Below are 21,449 nucleotides of genomic sequence, written 5' to 3'. Positions count from 1 at the left end.
CAGGTGCCAAGATTCCGCACGACGTAAAGCGAATCCTGAACACTTCCAACCGCCCCGGCCGTGGTGTCGCCACGGGCGGCGGAGCTCTGCTTGCGATCGCGTCCCGCCCGTTTCGCGCCGCCTGAGTCCCGCGTAACGCGGGACAGACGGAGCAGAAATGTCGAAAGAACTATTCGTCTCGACCACGCCGCATGAGACCAAGGTGGCCATCGTCGAGGACGACCAGCTAGCCGAGATCTACTTCGAACGCGAGAACGAGTACACGCTCGCGGGATCCATCTACAAAGGCAAAGTCACACGCGTGCTGCCGGGCATGCAGTCGGCGTTCGTCGACCTGGGCCTGGAGCGCGACGCGTTCCTCTACGTCACCGACTTCCTGGAGGAGCAGGAGGACGTGGAAGAGTTCGACCAGGTGGTGACGCAGGCGCACGAGCGCGCCGCCAAGGGCGATGCGCCGGCGCCGCAGCAGGGGCAGCCGCGGCCGCCGCAGGAGCCGCGCGAGGAGCGCGAGCGGCAGGCCCCGGGCGGGCAGGAGCGCTTCGAGCGTCCCGACCGCGGCCCGGCGAACTACGAAGAGCGGCAGCCGCTCTCGAATGCGGCGACCATCGGTGAGGCCGGGGGCGACCTGGTGCGGCCGGAGGTGGACGGCAACCGCGCCGACGATCGCGGCAACCGCGAAGGGCGCGGCGGGCGGTGGCGAGGGCGGCGTCGCCGGGGACGTCGCGGGCGCGGCGGGATGCCGCAGAACAAGTTTGCCGACGGCCAGCCCGACCAGCCGCAAGCCGGCTTGCCGGAGGAGACAGCGGAGCGTCCGGCGGAGCGCGCGGATTTCGTGCGCGAAGACCGTGGGCCGAGAGAAGACCGTGGACCGAGAGAAGACCGTGGGCCGCGTGAAGACCGCGGCGCGCGCGAAGAGCGGCCGCGCGAAGAGCGCGGACCGCGGGGCGACCGTGGACGCAACGAGCGCGGGCGTGACCGCGGCGGGCGCGACCGTTTCGACCGCGGCGACCGTGGCGGCGACCGTGGCGCGGAGCGGGGGGGCGGGCGTCCGGCGGGATACCAGCCCATCGTGCTGCCGGGCGAGTCGATCTCGAAGTATCGCAACATCCAGCCGCTGCCGGGCGAGTCGCTGAGCCGCGCGGCCGCGCCGGAGGCGTTGCCGGGCGAGTCGCCGGCGAAACACCGCGGCGAGCCGCATGGGCACTCGGGGTTTGCCGAGCAGCGCGCGGCGGTGGAGGCCGACGGCGAAGCGACGCAGGTGCAGACCGTGTTCACCCCGCCGGTGGAAGAGCCGCGCCGCGAGGAGTCCAAGAGCAGCGGCGGCTTCTTCGGGCGGATGAAGGCGGCGATGTTCGGCGGCGAGGAAGCGCCGACCGAGCGCGAACGCGTGGAAGAGATGAACGTGGCGGCGACGTTCGCGGGCGAGGAAGCCACGAAAGCGGCCGAGCCGACCAGCCGGGACGAGATCGCCTACGAGCGCCCCGACCGGGACGACTACCGCGAACCGCGGCGCGAGCGCGAGCAGCGGGAGGAGCGCGAGGAGCGGGCGGAGCGGCGCGCGCAGGCGGCGCCCGCCGGCCACGCCTTCGGCTCCGGCGTGGTCGAGGAAGAGGAGATCGAGGACGAGGAGATGGACCTCGAGCTGGGCGAGGAGCTCGAGGGCGACGAATTCGAAGAGTTGGAAGAAGAGACGCTCGAGGCCGAGCACGGCGGCGAGGAGCTGATCGCGGCGCCGGAGATCACCGACGCGGTGCGCGACGCGCACATCGAGGAGCGGGCCACCGGGCACCACGAGTCCAACGGCATCGCCGACGAAGAAGACGACGAAGAGGACGACGGCGCCGAGTTCGAGGAAGTGGAAGGCGGCGTCCAGGACGAGGCCGAAGCGCTCGCCGAAGGCGAGGACGGGACCGAACTGGGCGAGCCGGGCGAAGACGCGGCGCCGGACCGCGCGGAGCTGCGCGGGCCGAGCGGCACGGCGGGCTTCCAGCAACGCACCGAGCGCAGCGAGCGCGAAGGCGGGCGCGAATCGCGGCGCGAGCGCTTCCAGCGCGGGCGGCGCGGGCGTCGCGGACGCCGGCCGATGCGCGGCGGCGGCGGCGGGCGGCGCAACATCCAAAGCGCCGGGCGTCCGCAGATCGGCGAGTTGCTGAAGGAAGGCCAGGAGATCCTGGTGCAGATCGCCAAGGAGCCGATGGGCAAGAAAGGCGCGCGCATCACCAGCCACATCGCGCTGCCGGGGCGCTTCCTGGTGTACATGCCGACGGTGGCGCACATCGGAGTCTCGCGCAAGATCGGGTCCGACGAGGAGCGCCAGCGGCTGAAGCGCATCCTGCTGAGCGAGCGGGAGGAGACCAAGGCGCACGGCGGGTTCATCGTGCGGACGGCGGCGGCGGGCGCCAGCGAAGACGACCTGCGCGCCGACATCCGGTTCCTGGTGAACCTGTGGAACGAGATCAAGCAGCGCGCGGAGCAGTCGAAGGCGCCGGCGCTCATCTACCACGACTTGAACCTGGTGGAGCGCATCCTGCGCGACCAGGTGACGCAGAACTTCTCGCACATCTGGGTGGATAACGAGGCGGAGTACGAGCGCGTGCTGCGCTTCATCGGCCGCTTCCAGCCGGCGCTGGTCAAGCGCGTGAAGCTCTACACCAAGGACACGCCGCTGTTCGAGGCGTTCAACATCCAGGAAGAGATCAACAAGGCGCTGAAGTCGAAGGTGTGGCTGAAGTCGGGCGGCTACATCGTCATCAACCAGACCGAGGCGCTGGTGGCGATCGACGTCAACACCGGCAAGTACGTCGGCAAGACGGGGCGGCTGGAAGACACAATCGTGAAGACGAACGTGGACGCCATCAAGGAGATCGTGCGGCAGATCCGGCTGCGCGACCTGGGCGGCATCATCGTCATCGACTTCATCGACATGGACGAGCGGCGCAACCGGCAGAAGGTGATGCAGGCGCTGGAGGAGGCGCTGCGCAACGACCGCGCGCCCTCGAAGGTGCTGCAGTTCAACGACTTCGGCCTGGTGGCCATCACGCGCAAGCGGGTGAAGCAGTCGCTCGAGCGCACCCTGGGGCAGCCGTGCGTCTATTGCACCGGCACCGGGCTCATCAAGTCGGTGACGACGGTGTGCAACGAGATCTACGTCGAGATGCGCAAGATGGCGAAGACCATCGACAAGAGTGACATCATGCTGCGCGTGAACCCGGAGGTCGGCAAGCAACTGAAGGCCAGCGGCGCGCGCTGGCTGCAGGAGATGGAGGAGCTGACCGGGCGGACCGTCATCGTGAAGACCGACCCGACGCTCCACCAGGAGCAGTTCGACATCCAGTGAGGGTGGCGAGTGGCAGAAAAGGCCCGCCGAAAGGCGGGCCTTTTTGTTTCTGCAAGCTCTTGTGGACACGTGGCTTAGAGCCGCTGTGCGCTATCACCAAGCCGTTGTGCGCTCGGTCACAGTCAGGCGAATGGAGACGGCGGATAGTGAATCTGTACTCATCCCTAAGCAGCGTGAGGCGGAGTCATGCGTGAGACCGTCATCCAGCCGGTAGAAGAGAAGAAGACGCCGGAAAGCGGCAAGAGCAGCAAGTCCTACAACTCGTTCGAGATCGCGCAGGCGCAGTTCGACAAGATGGCCGACTACCTGAAGCTCGACGCGGCGATGCGCGAGCTGTTGCGCTATCCGTTGCGCGAATACCACTTCGCCATCCCCATCCGGATGGACGACGGGACGACGAAGGTGTTCCGTGGATTCCGGGTGCAGCACAACGACGCGCGCGGCCCCGGGAAGGGCGGCATCCGGTTCCACCCGCAGGAGACGGTGGACACGGTGCGCGCGCTGGCGATGTGGATGACGTGGAAGTGCGCGGTGGTGGACATCCCGCTGGGCGGGGCGAAGGGCGGGGTGGTGTGCGACCCGCACAACCTGAGCGCGCGCGAGCAGGAGCAGATCTGCCGCGGCTGGGTGCGGCAGGTGGCGCGCGACGTGGGCCCGACGATGGACGTGCCGGCGCCCGACGTGATGACCAACTCGCAGCACATGCTGTGGATCCTGGACGAGTTCGAGCACATCCACGGCGGGCACTATCCGGGCTTCATCACCGGCAAGCCCGTCGGCATGGGCGGGTCGCTGGGGCGGAACGAAGCCACCGGCTACGGCCTGGTGTTCACGCTGCGCGAAGCGCTGAAAGAACTGAAGCTGAAGCCCGAGGAGACGACCGCGAGTGTACAGGGCTTCGGCAACGTGGCGCACTACGCCATCGAGCTCTACCACCAGCTCGGCGGGAAGGTGGTGGCGGTGAGCTGCTGGGACCAGGCCGACCAGTGCTCCTACACGTATCGCAAGGCCGGCGGCATCCGGCCGGGCGAACTGCTGGCGGTCACCGACCGCTTCGGCGGGATCGACAAGGCGAAGGCGGTGGCGCTGGGCTACGAGCTGCTGTCGGGCGACGCGTGGCTGGAGCAGGAGGTCGACATCCTGATCCCGGCGGCGATCGAGAACCAGCTCACGGGCGCGAACGTGGGGAACATCTCGCGCAAGGTGCGCATCATCGCGGAAGGCGCCAACGGCCCGACCACGCCGGAAGCCGACGCCGAGATCCAGAAGCGCGGCATCCTGGTCATCCCGGACTTCCTGGCGAACGCCGGCGGGGTGACGTGCAGCTACTTCGAGCAGGTGCAGAGCAACAGCAACTACTTCTGGGAGCGCGACGAGGTGCTGGGCAAGCTGGACGTGAAGATGACCGCGGCGTACTACGCGGTGTCGGAGCTGGCGCGCAAGGAGAAGCTGTACATGCGCGACGCGGCGTACGCCATCGCGGTGGGGCGAGTGGCGCGCGCCTGCCACGACCGCGGCTGGGTGTAGGCCGCGGAGCAACGAAGGAGCCTGATGACCGGCACGCACACAGCGCCGGCGGCGCTGCCCGCCTTCGACCGCAAGTTCTGGGACGGCGTCTTCGGCTTCACCCAGATCGGCGCCGGCGAGCTGGGCGGCAAGGCCGCGGGCCTGATCGCCATCAAGGAACTGCTCGAGCGTCCGACGGTGGCGAACGGCTATCCGCCGTTCGTGGTGGACGTGCCGGTGATGGCGGTGGTCGCCACCGATTGCTACGACGAGTTCCTGGCGCAGAACGGGCTGGCGCTGGAGGGCTTTGCCGGGCGCGACGACGAGCACATCGCGCGCGCGTTCCAGCAGGCGACGCTTCCCGCCGAGCTGCTGGGCGACCTGTGGGCGCTGATGCAGCAGGTGCGCACCCCGCTGGCAGTGCGCTCTTCCAGCCGGCTGGAAGACGCGATGGACCGCCCGTTCGCGGGCGTGTACGCGACCAAGATGATCCCGAACAACGAGCTGGACCCGGAGCATCGCTTCCACCAGCTGGTAGGCGCGATCAAGCTGGTGTACGCCTCGGCGTTCTTCCAGGAGGCGCAGGACTACATCCGCGCGGCGGGACGCGAGCCGCGCGACGAGAAGATGGCGGTCATCCTGCAGGAGGTGGTGGGGCAGCGGCACGGCCCGCGGTTCTATCCCGTCATCTCCGGCGTGGCGCGCTCGTACAACTTCTATCCCAGCGCGCCGGCGAAGGCGGAGGACGGCTTCGCGTCGCTGGCGCTGGGGCTGGGCAAGCAGATCGTGGACGGCGGGGTGGCGTGGACGTTCTCGCCGGCATACCCGCTGCGTCCGCCGCCGTTCCACTCGGTGGCGGAGATGGCGCGCTCCACGCAGAAGGAATTCTGGGCGGTCAACATGGGGAAGCCGCCGGCGTACGACCCGGTCAATGAAGCGGAATGCCTCTCGCGTTGCGGCCTGGACGCGGCGGCCGAGGATGAGACGCTGGAGCTGGTGGCCTCGAGCTATGACCACGAGTCGGAGCTGCTGCTGCCGGGCGTGCGGCCGGGATGCGAGCCGGTGCTGGATTTCGCTGCCGTGCTGGAGGCCGGGCGGATGCCGATCAGCCCGCTCCTCGCGGAGCTGCTGCGGGCGTCGGAGGAGGCGACCGGGGAGAAGGTCGAGATCGAGTTCGCGGTCACGGTGGCGGAAGAGCACGGGCGTCCGCGGCGTGCGCGCTTCGGGTTTCTCCAGGTGCGGCCGATGGCGGTGCCGGAGCAGACCATCGCGGTAAGCGAGGAGGAGTTCGGCGCGGCGCGGGCGGTGGTGGCGTCGAACGCCGTCATCGGCAACGGGGTGGCGCACGACATCCAGGACGTGGTGTACGTGCGGCGCGACCGCTTTCGCACGGACTACACCGCGGTCATCGCGCGCGAGATCGAGTACTGCAATCGCGCGCTGATGGAGCAGCGGCGGCCGTACGCGCTGCTGGGGTTCGGCCGCTGGGGCAGCTCGCAATCGAGCCTGGGGATCCCGGTGGCGTGGAGCCAGATCGCGGGCGCGCGGGTGATCGTGGAAACGACGCTGCCCGGCTTCGAGGTGGACCTGAGCCAGGCCTCGCACTTCTTCCACAACCTGGCGAGCTTCCGGGCCATGTACTTCATGGTGCGGCACGACGAGCGGCCCGGCATCGCGTGGGAGTGGCTGGAGCGCCAGCCGGTGGTGGATGAGGGGCAGTTCGTGCGGCACGTGCGGCCGGCGGAGCCGCTGCTGGTGCGGGTGGACGGGCGGTCGGCGCGCGGCGTGATGCTGGCGCGGGAGGCGGTGCGCTGAGATGAACCACCAGCCGCAGCTCGACGCCATGCTGCGCGACCTGCAGGAGCGCGCCAAAGAGTTGAAGTGTCTGTACCGCGTGGACGCGGTGCTGAAGCACGATACGCAGCCGCTCTCCGGGTTGCTGCAGCAGTTGGTCGCCATCCTGCCGGAGGCGTGGCAGTTCCCGGAGGCGTGCGCGGCGCAGATCACGCTGGAAGACCAGGTGGTGTCGTCGACGGGCTTCGCTCCCAGCGAGTGGATGCAGAGCGCCAAGATCGTGGTGCAGGGACAAGCGGTGGGGACGGTGGAGATCGCGTACAGCCGCGCGCTGCCCCCGGCGGACGAGGGTCCGTTCCTGGCGGAGGAGCGGAAGCTGGTCGAGACGGTGGCGGAGCGCATCGCCGCGCACGTGGCGCAGCGCCGGCTGACGGATGCATTGCACGGGATGGCAGCGCAGCGCGCGGGCGTCCCGGGCGAGTCGCGCCTGCTGCTCGACCTGCTGCGCGGCACCGATCCCGGATTGTTGCAGCGCATCTCGCGCAAGCTGGTGCATCACCTGAGCTGGAACGGGGTACAGGCGGCGCGCGACCTGCTGCAGCGCGGCCTGCCGCATCCTGCGGCGGAGATCGACGAGAACCAGCCGCTGCGGCAGCCGCCGCCGGCCGGCGCCGCCGACGTGACCGTCGAGGCGTTTCGCATGGCCGAGGAGCACATGAGCGAGCCCGAGCTCCTGGCGCTGGTGACCACGTGGATGAAAGAGGAGAAGGCCGGGTTCCTGGTGCAGGCGCTGGGCAGCCACGACAGCACGCTGGCAATGATCCTGGAAGCCATCGAGCGCTTCCGGCACAGCGGGATGGCGGAGGGCGAGCTTTCGCCGGCGACGCTGCGCGGGCTGCGGGTGGCGCTGCTGCGGCGCATCTTCTCCGACCAGCGCGACTTCGTGGAGGTGGGACGCGAGTTCATCGGCGTGGCCGACACCTACGAGCTGGTACGCAAGATCATCGCGCCGCCGCGCTCGTACGGGCGGCTGGGAGGCAAGAGCTCCGGGTTGTTCCTGGCGAAGAAGGTGCTGGAGAAATCGCCGCTGGCGGGGCCGCTGCTGCGCCAGATCCGCGTGCCCAACGCGTGGTACATCGCGTCGGACGCGATCCTGCACTTCGTGCGGCACAACGAGCTCGATGGCGTGCTGAACTGGAAGTACATGGACATCGCGCACATCCGGCAGGAGTACCCGCACCTGGTGAGCCTGTTCAAGAAGTCGGCCTTCCCGCCCGACCTGGCGCGCGGGCTGGCGCTGGCGCTCGATGACCTGGGCGAGCGCCCGCTGATCGTGCGCAGCTCCAGCCTGCTCGAGGACCGCTCGGGCTCGGCCTTCTCGGGCAAGTACAAGAGCCTGTTCCTCGGCAACCAGGGCAGCAAGGAAGAGCGGCTGCGCGCGCTTACCGACGCGGTGCTGGAGGTCTTCGCCTCCATCTTCGGGCCCGACCCGACCGAGTACCGCGCCGAGCGCGGCCTGCTCGACGAGAACGAGGAGATGGGTGTCCTGATCCAGGAAGTCGTGGGCAAGCAGGTGGGCAAGTACTTCCTGCCGGCGTGGTCGGGGGTGGCGTTCAGCAACAACGAGTTCCGCTGGTCGGCGCGCATCGAGCGCAGCGACGGCCTGGCGCGGCTGGTGCCCGGGCTGGGCACGCGCGCCGTGGACCGCACCGCGGACGATTACCCGGTCCTGATCGCCCCCGGGCGGCCGAGCCTGCGGGCGAGCGTGACCTTGGAAGAGACGCTGCGCTATTCCCCGAAGCGCCTCGACGCCATCAACCTGGAGACCAACGCGTTCGAGACGCTGGACGCGATCGAGCTGGTGCGGGCGCACGGCGACCAGTATCCGCAGGTGCGCCAGCTGGTGTCGTTCCTGAGCGCGGACCGCATCGAGCAGCCCATCGGGCCGCTGTCGCAGTACGCCGACGCGCAGCCGGTGTTCACCTTCGAAGGCGTGATCCGCAAGACGCCGTTCGTCGCGTGCCTGCGCGAGCTGCTGGCGGTGCTGCAAAAGGCGCTGCGCACGCCGGTGGACATCGAGTTCGCGCACGACGGCACCGACTTCTACCTGCTGCAATGCCGCCCGCAAAGCTACGGCGGCGACGCCGTCCCGGCAGCCATCCCGGCGAACATTCCCGTGGAGCGGCTGCTGTTCTCGGCGCGGCGCTTCGTCTCCAGCGGGCGGGTCGCGGACCTCAGCCACGTGGTGTACGTGGACCTGGAGAACTACAGCCTGCTGCCGGACCGCGAATCGATGCGCGCGGTGGGGCGGGCGGTGAGCCGGCTGAACAAGCTGCTGCCGCGCCGGCGCTTCCTGCTCATCGGCCCCGGGCGCTGGGGGAGCCGCGGCGACATCAAGCTGGGCGTGCCGGTGACCTACTCCGACATCAACAACGCCGCCATGCTGATCGAGGTCGCGCGCCAGCGCGGCAACTACGTCCCCGAGCTCTCCTTCGGGACGCACTTCTTCCAGGACCTGGTGGAGGCGTCCATCCGCTACCTGCCGCTGTATCCCGACGAGCCGCAGACGGTATTCCGCGAAGAGTTTTTCCGCGGCGCGCCCAACCTGTTGCCCGAGCTGTTGCCGGAGTACGCCCGGTTGAGCGAGACGCTGCGGGTCATCGACGTGCACGCCGCGACCGGCGCGCTGCTGCAGGTGCTGATGAACGCCGACGCGGAGCAGGCGGTGGGGTTCTTGGCAGCCGCCACTGGCCGTGCGCCCGAGGAAAAGGAAGCGTAGCGGAAAGTCCGCCTCCCGGCGGCCCCTTTCCAGCCGCTGACCACGAGCTGCGCGCCACCGCTGTTGGCGCGGGAAGTTTACGAATCGTTTACAGCATTCGCGTCCGCGTTTATGCGGCCGTTATGTCCGCGAGCCTATGTTTCGTGGACGTGAGCCACTTTCTTGTTGTGACGCTGGTGTGGTTGCCGCTGGCGCCGCTGACTTGGGCGGCCCTGGCGGCGCAGGACCGCTGGCTGCGGCGCGAAGTCCGTCGCTACCGCTGCACCCTGGCGCTGCTGGTGCCGGACCCGACTGAAGCAAAGCGCGCGGGCCTCACCCTGATGGCGGACGGCACGAGCAAGCCGCGCGCGCCGCGAGTGGTCGAGCGGCGCGCCGACCGCCGAGGCGCGGCATGAGCGGCGCGGCGTTGCGACAACCGGCGCGGCCCGCGGTCCCGGTGTACGTGGCGACCACGGTGATGCTGTCGTTCATCTCGTTCTGGCGGGCGGCGGCGATCGTGCTGAGCGACCTGGGCTCCTCGGCCTACTACGTGGGCGGCGACACCGAAAAAGTGATCGGCAAGAGCGCGCCGTGGTTCGTGCTGGCGGTCATGCTGTTCAGCTACGCGGTGCGGTCGGTGTACATCGAGTCGAGCACGATGTTCGTGCGCGGCGGCGTGTACCGCGTGGTGAAAGAAGCCATGGGGGGCACGCTGGCGAAGCTCTCGGTCTCGGCGCTGCTGTTCGATTACGTGCTGACCGGGCCGATCAGCGCGGTCTCGGCCGGCTTGTACATGGCCGGGTTCATCGACGAGGTCAGCGCGCTGCTGCACCACCCCATCCACGTGCCGGCGAACGCATTCGCGGCCGGGTTCGGCGTGCTGGTCACGGTGTATTTCTGGTGGAAGAACATCCAGGGCATCCACGAATCGAGCACCAAGGCGCTGTGGATCATGGGCACGACCACGGTGATGGTGGTGATCCTGATCGGGTGGTGCCTGCTGACGCTGGCGCACAACGGCGGCGCGTTGCCGCCCGCGCCGCATCCGGCAAACATGAAGCTCGACCACGAGTTCTTCGGCTGGCTGGACGGCAGGTGGCTCAGCCAGCTCACGATGATCATCGTGCTGGTCGGGTTCGGACACTCCGTGCTGGCGATGAGCGGCGAAGAGTCGCTGGCGCAGGTGAACCGGGAGATCGAGAGCCCGAAGCTGAAGAACCTGGAGCGGGCCGGCCTGGTGATCTTCCTTTATAGCCTGCTGTTCACGTCGCTGGTGTCGTTCTTCGCGGTGATGATCATCCCCGACAGCGTGCGGCCGGAGTACTTCGGGAACCTGATCAGCGGGCTGGCGATGCACATGGTGGGTCCGTATCCGCTGAAGCTGGTGTTCCAGGGGTTCGTGGTGCTGGTGGGCGTCCTGATCCTGTCGGGCGCGGTGAACACGGCAATCGTGGGCTCGAACGGCGTGCTGAACCGCGTGAGCGAAGACGGCGTGATGCCGGCGTGGTTCCGGCGTCCGCAACGGCGCTACGGGACGACCTATCGGCTGATCAACCTGATCGTCGCGCTGCAGGTGCTGACCATCGTCCTGAGCCGCGGCAACATCTTCATCCTGGCGGGCCTGTATGCCTTCGGCGTGGTGTGGAGCTTCGCGTTCAAGGCGCTGGCGGTCCTGGTGCTGCGCTACAAGAGCCGCGAGGAGCGCGAGTTCAAGGTGCCGGGGAACGTGCAGCTGTTCGGGACGGAGATCCCGCTCGGGCTGGCGGCGATCACGGTGGTGCTCTTCCTGACGGCGCTGGCGAACCTGTTCACCAAGCCGGATGCGACGCTCGCAGGAGTGGCCTTCAGCGCGGTGTTCTTCGGCGTCTTCTGGGCCTCCGAGCATTGGACCGCGAAGCAGCGCGCGGGCGAGCACGAGCACCTCGAGCAGTTCCGCGTGTACAGCAACCCCCAGCTTTCCGGGGATGTGCTGAAGGTGCGGCCGGGGAACATCCTGGTCGGGATCCGCGACCCGCGCAACCTGGAGTACCTGCGGCGAGTCATCGAGGAGACCGACACGGTGCGCCAGGACGTGGTGGTGATGACCGCGCGCCTGTATCACCGCGAGCATTCCTTCAGCGGCAACACGAGCTACGAGGCCAAGGAGATCTTCGACCAGTACGAGCAGCAGCTTTTTACGTCGGTCGTGAGCGTGGCGGAAAAAGCGGGCAAGCCGGTCTCCCTGCTGGTGGCGGCGGGCTCGAACGTGTTCGACACCATCATGCTGACGGCGCAGACGCTGCAGTCGGCGAAAGTGGTGTGCGGATACTCGAACAAACTCTCACCGGACGAGCAAGGCAAGCTCACGGGCGACGCCTGGGAGCGGCTGCCGGAGCCGAAGCCGCGGCTGACGCTGGAGCTGGTGTCGACTGCGGGCGAAGTCCGCGAGTATCACCTGGGGCCGCACGAGCCGCGGCTGCGTCCGGAAGACGTCAGGCTGCTCCACGACCTGTGGCTCGACGTGACCAAGGACCCGCGCTACGCTCATGTGCACCACTACCACATCGTGGCGCTGGCATTGCACAAGCTGGAGGGCGAGTTGCGTAGCGGGGACCGAGCGCGCGTCTTGGATGAGCTGGCCGAGCGACGACCGTCGCTGGAGCCGCACGCGAAGTGAGCCGATGCAGCGGCTACGCCGCGGCCTTCCTGGTGGCCCTGTTCGCGGTGCTCCCGCGCGCCTGCGCGCAGCAGACGATCTTCAATGTTCCGAGCGCGGACGTGCTGGAGCGCGGCGAGGTCTATGGCGAACTCGACCTGACGGCCCGGCCGGTGGCGTTTGTCTTTACCGCGACGCCGCGGGTGGTCGCCGGCGTCGGGGGCAACGTGGAGGTCGGGCTCAACGCCGGTCCGTTCGCTGCGCCGGGGCCTTCGGGCGCGGTGCTTTCCCCGACCTTCAAGTGGAAGCCGCTGCAAAGCAAGAGCGGCTGGTCGCTCGTGGTGGGGGACACGCTCTATTTCCCCGTCGCGCACCGGCAATACGACGCCGGCAACCAGGTTTACGCCTTCCTGGCCAAGCAGTGGCGGCGCGGCACCCGGGTCGCCGCCGGCGGATACGAGTTCACCCCCGGGGTGGTGGCCGGCGGACATCGCGCCGGCGGACTGTTCACCGTGGAGCATCCGGTCACGCAGCGAGTGACCCTGGCGGCGGAGTGGTACACCGGGCGGCACGCGGCGGGCTACCTGGACGTGGGAGGCGTGGTGAAGGTCAGCCGGCGGCTGACCCTCTATGCCTGCTACCAACTGGGAAACACGCGACTGACCGAGGGCAACCATAACCTGCTGGTCGAGGTGGGATATCGGTTCCGCTGATTCAGGTATTCGCCGGGGCGGGAGGCGTCTCGCGGGGAGTCGTCCCTTAGTAACTTCTCAGGCAATTTTCTGCATCTTCTGCATTAACACCACAGTATCTTGTGGTAGTCGCCACTAGAGACCACAAAATAGGTGGTTTTTGACCGGAAGTACATCGGCCAAAATCCAACAAAACCGGAAGAAACCGGAAGAAAACCGAGAATTGTGCTTGACGCTTCGGGGAGTAACACTGGTATAACTCCCGCACTGTAGCCTTCCCCCCGAGAAAGCAGAGGATTTCCTCCTCACGGCCCGGCAATGTCCTGCCCGCGCGTGCGGGTGCTACATCTGTGGAAAGGGCTAGGTACTTATGGCGGACTCGCGTGAAGTGATGAATATCCGGCAGGCTTCCCAGTACCTGGGAGTGAGTCCGGACACGCTTTACAAGTACGTGTACGAGGAAAAGATCCCTGCCTTCAAGCTCGGGAACCGCTGGAAGTTCAAGAAGACGATCCTGGACTCCTGGATGGAACGCAAGAGCATGGTAGGGGAAGGACGCGGGAAGAAAAGACCCAAGGCCGCTCGGATGGCGGCGGGTCACTAGAGGCGCGATATGGGCTTATTCGGCGGAGCGAAGACGATCGTTGGCCTGGACATCGGCTCCAGTTCGATCAAAGCGGTCGAACTGAAGAAGACCAAGGGCGAGATCTCGGTGGCGCACGTAGGGCTGGAGCCGCTGGCGAGCGACATCGTGGTGGACTCGATGATCGTGGACTCGGGCTCGGTCTCGAGCGCGATCGGCAAGATCTTCACCACGGCCGGGATCAAGACGAAGTCGGTGGCGACTTCGGTGAGCGGCCACTCGGTGATCGTGAAGAAGATCGCGGTCTCGCCGATGAGCGATGAGGAGCTGGCGTCGTCGATCCAGACGGAAGCGGCGCAGCACATCCCGTTCGACGTGAACGACGTGAACATCGACTACCAGGTGCTGAACCCGGACGAGACGGCCGGGCAGATGGACGTGCTGCTGGTGGCGGTGAAGCGCGACAAGATCCTGAACTACACCAACGTGCTATCGCTGGCGGGCAAGGCGGCCTCGGTGGTCGACATCGACGCCTTCGCGCTGCAGAACTGCTACGAATACAACTACGAGCCGTCGCCCACGTCGACGGTCGCGCTGCTCAACCTGGGCGCCAGCGTGATGAACATCAACATCGTGAAGGGAGTGACGCCGCTGTTCACGCGCGACGTCTCGGTGGGCGGCAACCAGTACACCGATTCCCTGCAGAAGGAACTGGACCTCAGCTTCGATGACGCGGAAGCGCTCAAGCTGGGCAAGAAGGTCGGCACCGTCAGCGAAGACGCCAAGATGCCGATCCTGCAGCAGGTGACGGAGATCATCGTGCTGGAGATCCAGAAGACGTTCGACTTCTTCCGCGCGACGGCGGCGGGCGAGCACATCGAGCGCATCTACCTGGCCGGCGGCTCGAGCCGCGTGCCGGGGCTGCTCGAAGGCTTGCGCCAGGAGTTCTCGCTGCCGGTCGAGCTGCTGAACCCGTTCCAGAAGATCGGCTACCCGGCGAACGCCGCGGAAGCTGAACTGATCGACCAGAATGCCGGACAGCTTGCAGTCGCAGTGGGCCTGGCTTTGAGGAGCTTCCCGTTATGATCCAGATCAATCTGCTTGGACTCCCGAAACCGAAGAAGGGCAAGCGCGCGGCGGCGGCGTCGATGCCGGGCGAAGGTCCGAACCCCATGGTGGTGATCGCGCTGGCGTTCCTGCTGTCGCTGGGCGCGCTGTTCGGCTGGTGGTGGAAGGTCAACTCCGAAAAGGAGCGGATCGAGAAGGAAATGGCCGCGGCGCAGCAGGAAGCGACGCGCCTGGCGACCGCCAAGACGAAGTACGACGAGCGCGAGTCGCAGAAGAAGACCTTCGAGCAGCGCGTGAAGGTGATCGAGGACCTGCGGGCGAAGCAGCAGGGTCCGATCGAGCTGCTGGCGATGATCGGCGACACGGTCAACAACACCGAAGGCGTGTGGCTGAGCACGATGAAGGAAGACGGGCGCAACGTGAACATGGAAGGCACGGCGCTCAGCGTGCACCAGGTGGCAAGCCTCATGAAGGCGCTGCAGACCACCGGCTACTTCAAGTCGGTGGAGCTGAAAGAGACGACGCAGGATGACAAGGTGAAGGACATGCAGGTGTTCACGTTCACGCTGGTGTGCGAGAAGGTGGACAAGTCGCAGCCGCAGTCGTCGCCCAGCGCGGCGCCGGCGGGTCAAGCAAAGAAAATGTAGCTTGGGTAGGGACGGTAACTTATGGCGAGCTTGAGAGATATGGGAATGCCGGCGCAGCTGGGTATCGCGGCGGCGATCGCGGTGGTGGTGCTGGCCGGCGGGTTTTACGGCCTGGTGAAGCCCATGACCGAGGAGAACAAGAAGGCCGCGGACAAGCTGCAGGCGCAGAAGCAGCAGAACGACACGCTGCGGAAGTACGAGCGTGATCTGCCCGCGCTGGAAGCGCAGATCGCCGGCCTGAAGATGCAGCTCGAGATCCAGAAGAAGATCGTGCCCGACGAGAAGGAAGCCGACCAGTTCATGCACATGATGCAGGAGACGGCGACAGCGGCGGGCGTGGAAGTCCGGCGCTACACCTCGAAGGCGGTGAACACGCACGAGTACTACACCGAGCTGCCCTTCGACATGGACATCGACGGCCCGTACTACGGGGTGCTGAACTTCTTCGAGCGAGTGGCGAAGCTGGAGCGCATCATCAACATCGGCGGGCTGAAGATGGCGACGCCGGCGCGGTCGAGCGAAGCGGGCGTCAAGAAGAAGTACCAGTACGCGCCCACGGAGTCGGTGGTGGCGAGCATCACGGCGACCACGTTCTTCTCGCACGAGCCGAGCGCTGTGCCGCCGCCGCCCGCGAAGGGTGGAAAGGCGCCAGCCAAACCGGCGGGTGCGAAGTAAGTAAGCGAAGGAAGAAGCAGTCCAGGTGACAGGTATGAAGGCGACAACGACGATTGCGACGATGTTCCTGGTGGCGGGACTGGCTGCGGGCCAGGCCGCGCCGGCGAAGAAGCCGGCGGCGCCCGCCTCGCAGAGCACGACCACGAAGCCGGCGAGCAAGCCGGCCGGCAACCCCGCGGCGACCAAGCCGGCGGCCACGACGACCGCGTCCAAGGCCGGGGCGAAGGCGGCGGAGACGTCGCCCAGCCAGGCCGCGCTGGCGAAGGGCAAGCGCGACCCGTTCATGAGCCCGGTGGTCACGCGCCTGCCCGGCAAGATGCAGGCCTCGTGCGCGACCGGGAAGCGCTGCCTGATCATCGACCAGCTCACGCTGCAGGGCGTGGTGAAGACGCAGGGCGGCTGGATCGCGGTGGTGGGGAATCCCGCGAAGAAGGTTTATTACCTGCGCAGCAACGACGCCGTGTTCGACGGCTACGTGCTGCGCATCGACGGTGACTCGGTGGTGTTCAAGCAGAACACGCTCGACGCCATGGGCAAGCAGACGCAGAAGGAAGTGGTGAAGCGCGTCGGGCCGGTCGCCTAAAGGTTTTGCAGGGCCGCCCGGAAGGGCGGGCAACAGCAGTACACAATCCGGGCCGAACCAGGGCAGTCAGGGCTAATTCTTAAGCGGCGCCGCATCAAGGGAAGCCGCGCACGGCAAGGCGAAGGCCGAGCCGTGAGGAGAGATAAGATGAGGCTGAAGCAACTGCTGGGAGTTTTTCTGCTGGTCGTCGTGTGCGCCACGACGGCGGCAGCCGCCGGTTCACAGATGAAGGACGTGTCGGTCGCGACGCAAGGCAGCGCGGCGACCATCACGATCCGTGCCACCGGCGCCTTTACCCACACCGAGTACCGTCCCACGGACAATCTGTTACTCGTCGACCTGACGGGTGTGTCTGCGGCGGACCTCGACGGCCGTCACCAGAAGGTGGCGTCGGAGAGCGTGACGTCGTATCGCGTGGTCGGCTACAAGGGTGCGGCGGGCGCGGATGTCGCGCGCGTGGAGCTCACGCTGGCCCCGTCGGCCGTCGTGACCTTCCGCGAGAGCGAAGGCACGCTCGCAGTCCATGTGGACGCCTCGAACCCCATTTCCGCGGCGGAGACCAAGCCCGCCGCCATGCAGACGGCGAAGAGCCAGGCGCAGGCGAAGCCGTCGCACGTCGCTGAGACGAAACCAGCCGTGGTCCGCAACGTGGGTGTGACCCAGGTGGGCGGGGCGGCGGCCATCGAGATCGTCGCGAGCGGCGCGATCCAACCCAAGGCGATGAAGCTGACGGCGCCTGACCGCGTCGTGATCGACCTGCCGAATTCCGTCCCCCTGGGACGCGGGCGCGAGCTCGCGGTGAACTCGGGCGCGATCAAGTCGGTGCGCTACGCGCGCTACCAGCTCGATCCGCCGGTCACGCGCGTGGTCGTCGACCTGAAGTCGGCGCAGGACTTCCAGCTCACGCCTGCGGGCAACAAGCTCATGCTCACGCTGAGCGCGCCGGCGGCTGCCAAGACGGAGACCGCTCCGGCGGCTGCTCCGGTCGTGGCGCAGGCCGAGACCGCTCCGGCGGTCGCGACCCAGCCTGCGACCAAGGCGGCGGAGACCAAGGCCGCGGCGGCTCCGGCGGAGAGCAAGGCGCCCGGATTCGTGGCCTTGAACCTGGACGGCGAGGCGGTCGCGGACGAGACTCGCCCGGCGCAGCGCGCCGAGCAGGCAGCCTCGAAGTTCGCGGCGCAGGAAGAGGCCGCCGGCGTCCCGGCGACCGGTCGCATCAACCCGACTCCCGCGGTGAACCTGTCGGCCATGCAGGCGGCGAACCCGCCCGCGATGCCGGCGCAGAGCCAGAGCTGCTCGCGCACGCGCTACACCGGCGAGCCGGTCTCGGTGAACCTGAAAGACGTCGACCTGAAAGACTTCTTCCGGCTGATCCACGAGATCAGCGGCCTGAACATCGTGCTCGACCCGAACGTGAAGGGGTCGGTCACGCTGGTGCTCGACGAAGTGCCGTGGGACCAGGCGTTGAACCTGGTGCTGAAGAACAACGGCCTGGAGTGCGAGCTCGAAGGCAACGTGCTGCGCATCGCGACGCTCGACACGATGAAGAAAGAAGCGGACGCGCAGCGCGCGCAGCGTGAAGCGCGGGCGCTGGCGGTCCCGAAGGTGACGCAGACCATCTTCCTGAGCTACGCGCACGCGCAGGACCTGGTGGCGACGATCAAGAAGTTCCTCTCGCCGCGCGGCGAAGTCATCGCCGATCCGCGCTTGAACGCGCTGATCATCGAAGACATCCCGACCTACCTGCCGCCGGTCAACGCGCTCATCAAGACGCTGGACTTCAAGACGCAGGAAGTGGAGGTCTCAGCGCGCGTGGTCGCGGCAACGCGCAACTTCGCGCGTGAGATCGGCATGCAGCTGGGCTTCGCCTTCGGCAATCGTCCGACCGCCGTGGGCGGCGCGAGTTCGGTGGGCACCAGCCCGATCTCGAACTCCATCGGCGGCTTCAGCGATACGCCGCTCTACATCAAGAACGGCGACGCGATCCCGCTGTTCAGCAACCTGCCCGCGATCGGGGCGACGAGCGGTATCTCGTTCATCACCGCCACGAACGACTACCGCCTGGATGCGATCCTGACGATGGCGGAGTCGCGCGGCCTGATCAAGATCCTGTCGCGTCCGAACGTGGCGACGCAGGACAACATCCCCGCGGTCATCGAGCAGGGCGTCAAGCTCCCGATCGTGACGGCGGCGCAGTTGGGCGGCCCGCCGACCACGCAGTTCGTCGACGCGCTGCTCCGGCTCTCGGTGACTCCGCAGATCACGCGCGAGAACACCATCTTCCTCAACATCGAGGTGGAGAACACGACGCCGGACTTCTCGCAGGCCATCAACGGCAACCCCGCGCTGCTCACGCAGCACGTCAAGACGCAGGTCCTGGTCTCCGACGGCGGCACCATCATGCTGGGCGGCGTGATCCGCACCACCAACTCGCTCAACATCAAGCAGGTGCCTCTGCTCGGCTCGATCCCGATCCTCGGCAACCTCTTCAAGAACCGCCGGGTCTCGACCGAGACGCAGGAGCTGCTGTTCTTCATCACGCCGAAGATCATCCAGACCTAACGGCTTAACGCATCACCAACCACCGAGCCCCGGCCAACCAGCCGGGGCTCCTTTTTGCCGATTGACGAGTGCCGGTTTTCGATTTCGAATCGTTGGCGATGGACTTTAAGGCACGGGCAGGCAAACTCGAAGCCGCGCTGCGGGAGAAGCGCCTGGACGGCTGCGTGCTCACGCACCTGCCCAACGTCCGCTACCTGTGCGGCTTCACCGGCAGCGCGGGCGTGTTGGCGGCGGCGGGCGGCAAGCGCGCCTTCTTCACCGACGGCCGCTACACCACGCAGGCGCGCGCGGAGGTGGCGGGCGCCCGCATCGTCGTGAGCAAGAGGCCGGCGCTGCTCGAGGCCATGGCGTGGCTGCGCAAGCAGCGGGCCCGGCGCATCGGCTTCGAGGCGGAGCACGTCAGCGTCGCGACGCAGCGGCGGCTGGGGCAGGAGACGGGGAAGTCGACCCGCCTGGTCGCTACCGCCGGGCTGGTGGAGCGGCTCCGGATGATCAAGGAGCCCGAGGAGATCGCCCAGATCCGCGCGGCCGTCCTCCTGGCCTCCGGGCTCTTTGACCACGTGCTGCACTCCATCAAACCGGGAGTGAAGGAATCGGACGTGGCGGCCGAGCTGGAGCACGCGGCACGCCGCGACGGCGCCGAGGGAATGGCGTTCGAGACGATTGTGGCTTCCGGGTCACGGTCGGCGCTGCCGCACGGGCGGGCTTCCTCGCAACCTATTCAGAAGAATGGACTTGTTATCCTCGACTTCGGTGTTATACTCGCCGGTTATTGCTCGGACATGACGCGCACCGTGTGCGTGGGCATCCCGAGCAAGCGGCAAGCCAGTCTGTACCGGGCCGTGCTGGACGCCCAACTGGCGGCAATAGCAAGCGTGAGTCCGGGACAGCCAGTATCCAAAGTGGACCAAGCGGCCCGTTCTGTGTTGCAAAAGGCAGGTCTGGGACGCTACTTTACCCACTCCACGGGGCACGGAGTGGGAATCGAGATTCACGAACCTCCGCGGGTGGCGAAAGGCCAGGCGGAGCAGTTGCAGCCCGGCATGGTCGTCACCGTGGAGCCGGGCATTTACCTGCCGGGAGAGGGCGGGGTCCGCATCGAAGACATGGTCGTGGTCACCGAGAGTGGCTGCGAGGTGCTCACCCCGACCACCAAGGAACTGATCGCGCTGTAGCGGTACGGCGTCACCGGTCACAGGACGAATGAATCAAAAAGAGCTGAAGGAACTCATCGAGTTCCTGATCGAGAAAGACATCGCCGAGTTCGAGTTGGAACGCGGGGACGTCAAGGTGCGGGTGAAGCGCGCGAGCGAGCAGGCCATGGTCGCGCCGCCGCCGATGACGTTCGTGCACCAGGCGCCGGCGTCGCCGCCGGCCGCCGAACCGCAGGGCGCACCTGCCGGCCAGCCCGCCGGCAAGACCGCGGCGCAGGCCGACGAGGGCCTGCACATCGTCAAGTCGCCCATCGTGGGCACGTATTACGAGGCGCCGTCGCCGGGCGCGCCACCCTTCGTGAAAGTAGGCGACACCGTGGACGACGGGCAGATCCTCTGCATCATCGAAGCCATGAAGCTGATGAACGAGATCGAGTCTGACGTGGCGGGTGAGATCGTGAAGAAGCTGGCCACCAACGGCCAGCCCGTCGAGTACGGCCAGCCATTGTTCGCCATTCGGCAAAAGTAAATGTTCAAGAAGGTCCTCATCGCGAATCGCGGGGAGATCGCGCTGCGGGTGATCTGCGCCTGCAAGGAGCTGGGCATCCGCACGGTCGCGGTCTACAGCGAAGCCGACCGCAACTCGCTGCACGTGCGCTTTGCGGACGAAGCCATCTGCATCGGGCCGCCGCGCTCCGCCGACAGCTACCTGAACGTGCCGGCAGTGATCTCGGCGGCCGAACTGTGCAACGTGGACGCCATCCACCCCGGCTACGGTCTGCTGAGCGAGAACGCCAACTTCGCCGAAGTGTGCGAGACCTCGCACATCAAGTTCATCGGTCCGCCGCCGAACGTGACGCGCCTGATGGGCGAGAAGGAAAAGGCGCGCATGACGATGAAGAAGGCGGGCGTGCCGATCCTGCCCGGGTCGGAAGGGGTGCTGGAGAGCGACCGGGAAGCGCTGGAGTGGGCCAAGGAGATCGGCTACCCGGTCATCATCAAGGCGTCGGCGGGAGGCGGGGGGCGCGGCATGCGCGTGATCCGCACGGCGGAGGAGCTGCCGCCGCTGTTCACGCAGGCGCAGTCGGAGGCCGCGGCGGCCTTCGGCAACGGCGACCTCTACATGGAGAAGTTCATCGAGCAGCCGCGGCACATCGAGTTCCAGGTGCTGGCGGACTCGCACGGGCACGTCATCAGCCTGGGCGAGCGCGAGTGCTCCATCCAGCGGCGCCACCAGAAGCTCGTGGAGGAGTGCCCCTCGCCGGTGGTGGATCCCGCGGCCCGGGAGCGCCTCCTCGGCCTGGCGGTGTCGGCGATGCGGGCGGTGGGGTACGTGAACGCCGGCACGGTGGAGTTCCTGCGCGCGGACGACGGCACCTTCTACTTCATGGAGGTGAACGCGCGGCTCCAGGTCGAGCACCCCGTCACCGAGGAGGTCTTCGGCCTGGACCTGGT

16 protein-coding genes are annotated in these 21,449 nt (G+C 67.3%); all 16 read left to right on the top strand.

From position 1 onward, the window contains the following. Window positions 1–157 precede the first annotated feature (157 nt). Window positions 158–3,337 carry an Rne/Rng family ribonuclease gene (locus VLA96_01320; GenBank protein ID HSE47825.1) on the top strand — a complete coding sequence of 1,060 codons (3,180 nt, stop codon included), beginning with the start codon at window positions 158–160 and terminating at the stop codon, window positions 3,335–3,337. 186 nt (window positions 3,338–3,523) lie between these two features. Further along, on the top strand, window positions 3,524–4,864 hold the full coding sequence (locus VLA96_01315; GenBank protein HSE47824.1) for a Glu/Leu/Phe/Val dehydrogenase: 1,341 nt from the start codon (window positions 3,524–3,526) through the stop codon (window positions 4,862–4,864). 24 nt (window positions 4,865–4,888) lie between these two features. Further along, window positions 4,889–6,658: a PEP/pyruvate-binding domain-containing protein gene (locus VLA96_01310; GenBank protein ID HSE47823.1), complete on the top strand. Its 1,770-nt coding sequence runs from the start codon at window positions 4,889–4,891 to the stop codon at window positions 6,656–6,658. 1 nt (window position 6,659) lies between these two features. After that, complete coding sequence (locus VLA96_01305) at window positions 6,660–9,416, top strand: PEP/pyruvate-binding domain-containing protein (GenBank protein ID HSE47822.1); 2,757 nt, start codon at window positions 6,660–6,662, stop codon at window positions 9,414–9,416. 122 nt (window positions 9,417–9,538) lie between these two features. Next, the gene (locus VLA96_01300) at window positions 9,539–9,811 is read left to right on the top strand and encodes a hypothetical protein (GenBank protein ID HSE47821.1); all 273 of its coding nucleotides are present in this window, start codon (window positions 9,539–9,541) and stop codon (window positions 9,809–9,811) included. Continuing rightward, the gene (locus tag VLA96_01295; GenBank protein HSE47820.1) at window positions 9,808–12,051 is read left to right on the top strand and encodes an APC family permease; all 2,244 of its coding nucleotides are present in this window, start codon (window positions 9,808–9,810) and stop codon (window positions 12,049–12,051) included. The genes VLA96_01300 and VLA96_01295 overlap by 4 nt, the downstream gene beginning before the upstream one ends. Next, a complete protein-coding gene (locus VLA96_01290; protein HSE47819.1) occupies window positions 12,048–12,743 on the top strand; it encodes a hypothetical protein in 696 nt (231 codons plus the stop codon). The genes VLA96_01295 and VLA96_01290 overlap by 4 nt, the downstream gene beginning before the upstream one ends. Before the next feature lie 349 nt (window positions 12,744–13,092). After that, window positions 13,093–13,326 (top strand): helix-turn-helix domain-containing protein, encoded by a 234-nt coding sequence (locus VLA96_01285; protein ID HSE47818.1) that lies wholly within the window; start codon window positions 13,093–13,095, stop codon window positions 13,324–13,326. A gap of 9 nt (window positions 13,327–13,335) precedes the next feature. Next, window positions 13,336–14,391, top strand: coding sequence for a type IV pilus assembly protein PilM (gene pilM, locus VLA96_01280; protein ID HSE47817.1), 1,056 nt, complete (start codon window positions 13,336–13,338; stop codon window positions 14,389–14,391). Continuing rightward, entirely contained in the window at window positions 14,388–15,020 is a 633-nt protein-coding gene (locus VLA96_01275) for a PilN domain-containing protein (GenBank protein HSE47816.1), read from the top strand. Before pilM ends, VLA96_01275 begins: the two co-directional genes overlap by 4 nt. Before the next feature lie 45 nt (window positions 15,021–15,065). Then, a complete protein-coding gene (gene pilO / locus VLA96_01270; GenBank protein HSE47815.1) occupies window positions 15,066–15,695 on the top strand; it encodes a type 4a pilus biogenesis protein PilO in 630 nt (209 codons plus the stop codon). Window positions 15,696–15,729: 34 nt separating this feature from the next. Further along, on the top strand, window positions 15,730–16,278 hold the full coding sequence (locus VLA96_01265; GenBank protein HSE47814.1) for a hypothetical protein: 549 nt from the start codon (window positions 15,730–15,732) through the stop codon (window positions 16,276–16,278). 147 nt (window positions 16,279–16,425) lie between these two features. Continuing rightward, window positions 16,426–18,840, top strand: a complete 2,415-nt coding sequence (gene pilQ, locus VLA96_01260; protein HSE47813.1) for a type IV pilus secretin PilQ — start codon at window positions 16,426–16,428, stop codon at window positions 18,838–18,840. Between the two features lie 98 nt (window positions 18,841–18,938). Continuing rightward, complete coding sequence (locus VLA96_01255) at window positions 18,939–20,015, top strand: Xaa-Pro peptidase family protein (protein ID HSE47812.1); 1,077 nt, start codon at window positions 18,939–18,941, stop codon at window positions 20,013–20,015. A 28-nt stretch (window positions 20,016–20,043) separates the two neighbouring features. Next, entirely contained in the window at window positions 20,044–20,523 is a 480-nt protein-coding gene (accB, locus tag VLA96_01250) for an acetyl-CoA carboxylase biotin carboxyl carrier protein (GenBank protein ID HSE47811.1), read from the top strand. Beyond that, window positions 20,524–21,449 (top strand): biotin carboxylase N-terminal domain-containing protein (locus tag VLA96_01245; protein ID HSE47810.1); only part of this gene is annotated, 926 nt, incomplete at its 3' end.

This window comes from Terriglobales bacterium (genome assembly GCA_035457425.1).
Taxonomy (GTDB): Bacteria; Acidobacteriota; Terriglobia; order Terriglobales; family Acidobacteriaceae; genus JACPNR01.
The sequence above is the reverse complement of the archived record's forward strand: the minus strand, read 5'-3'. Positions and strand labels throughout refer to the sequence as shown.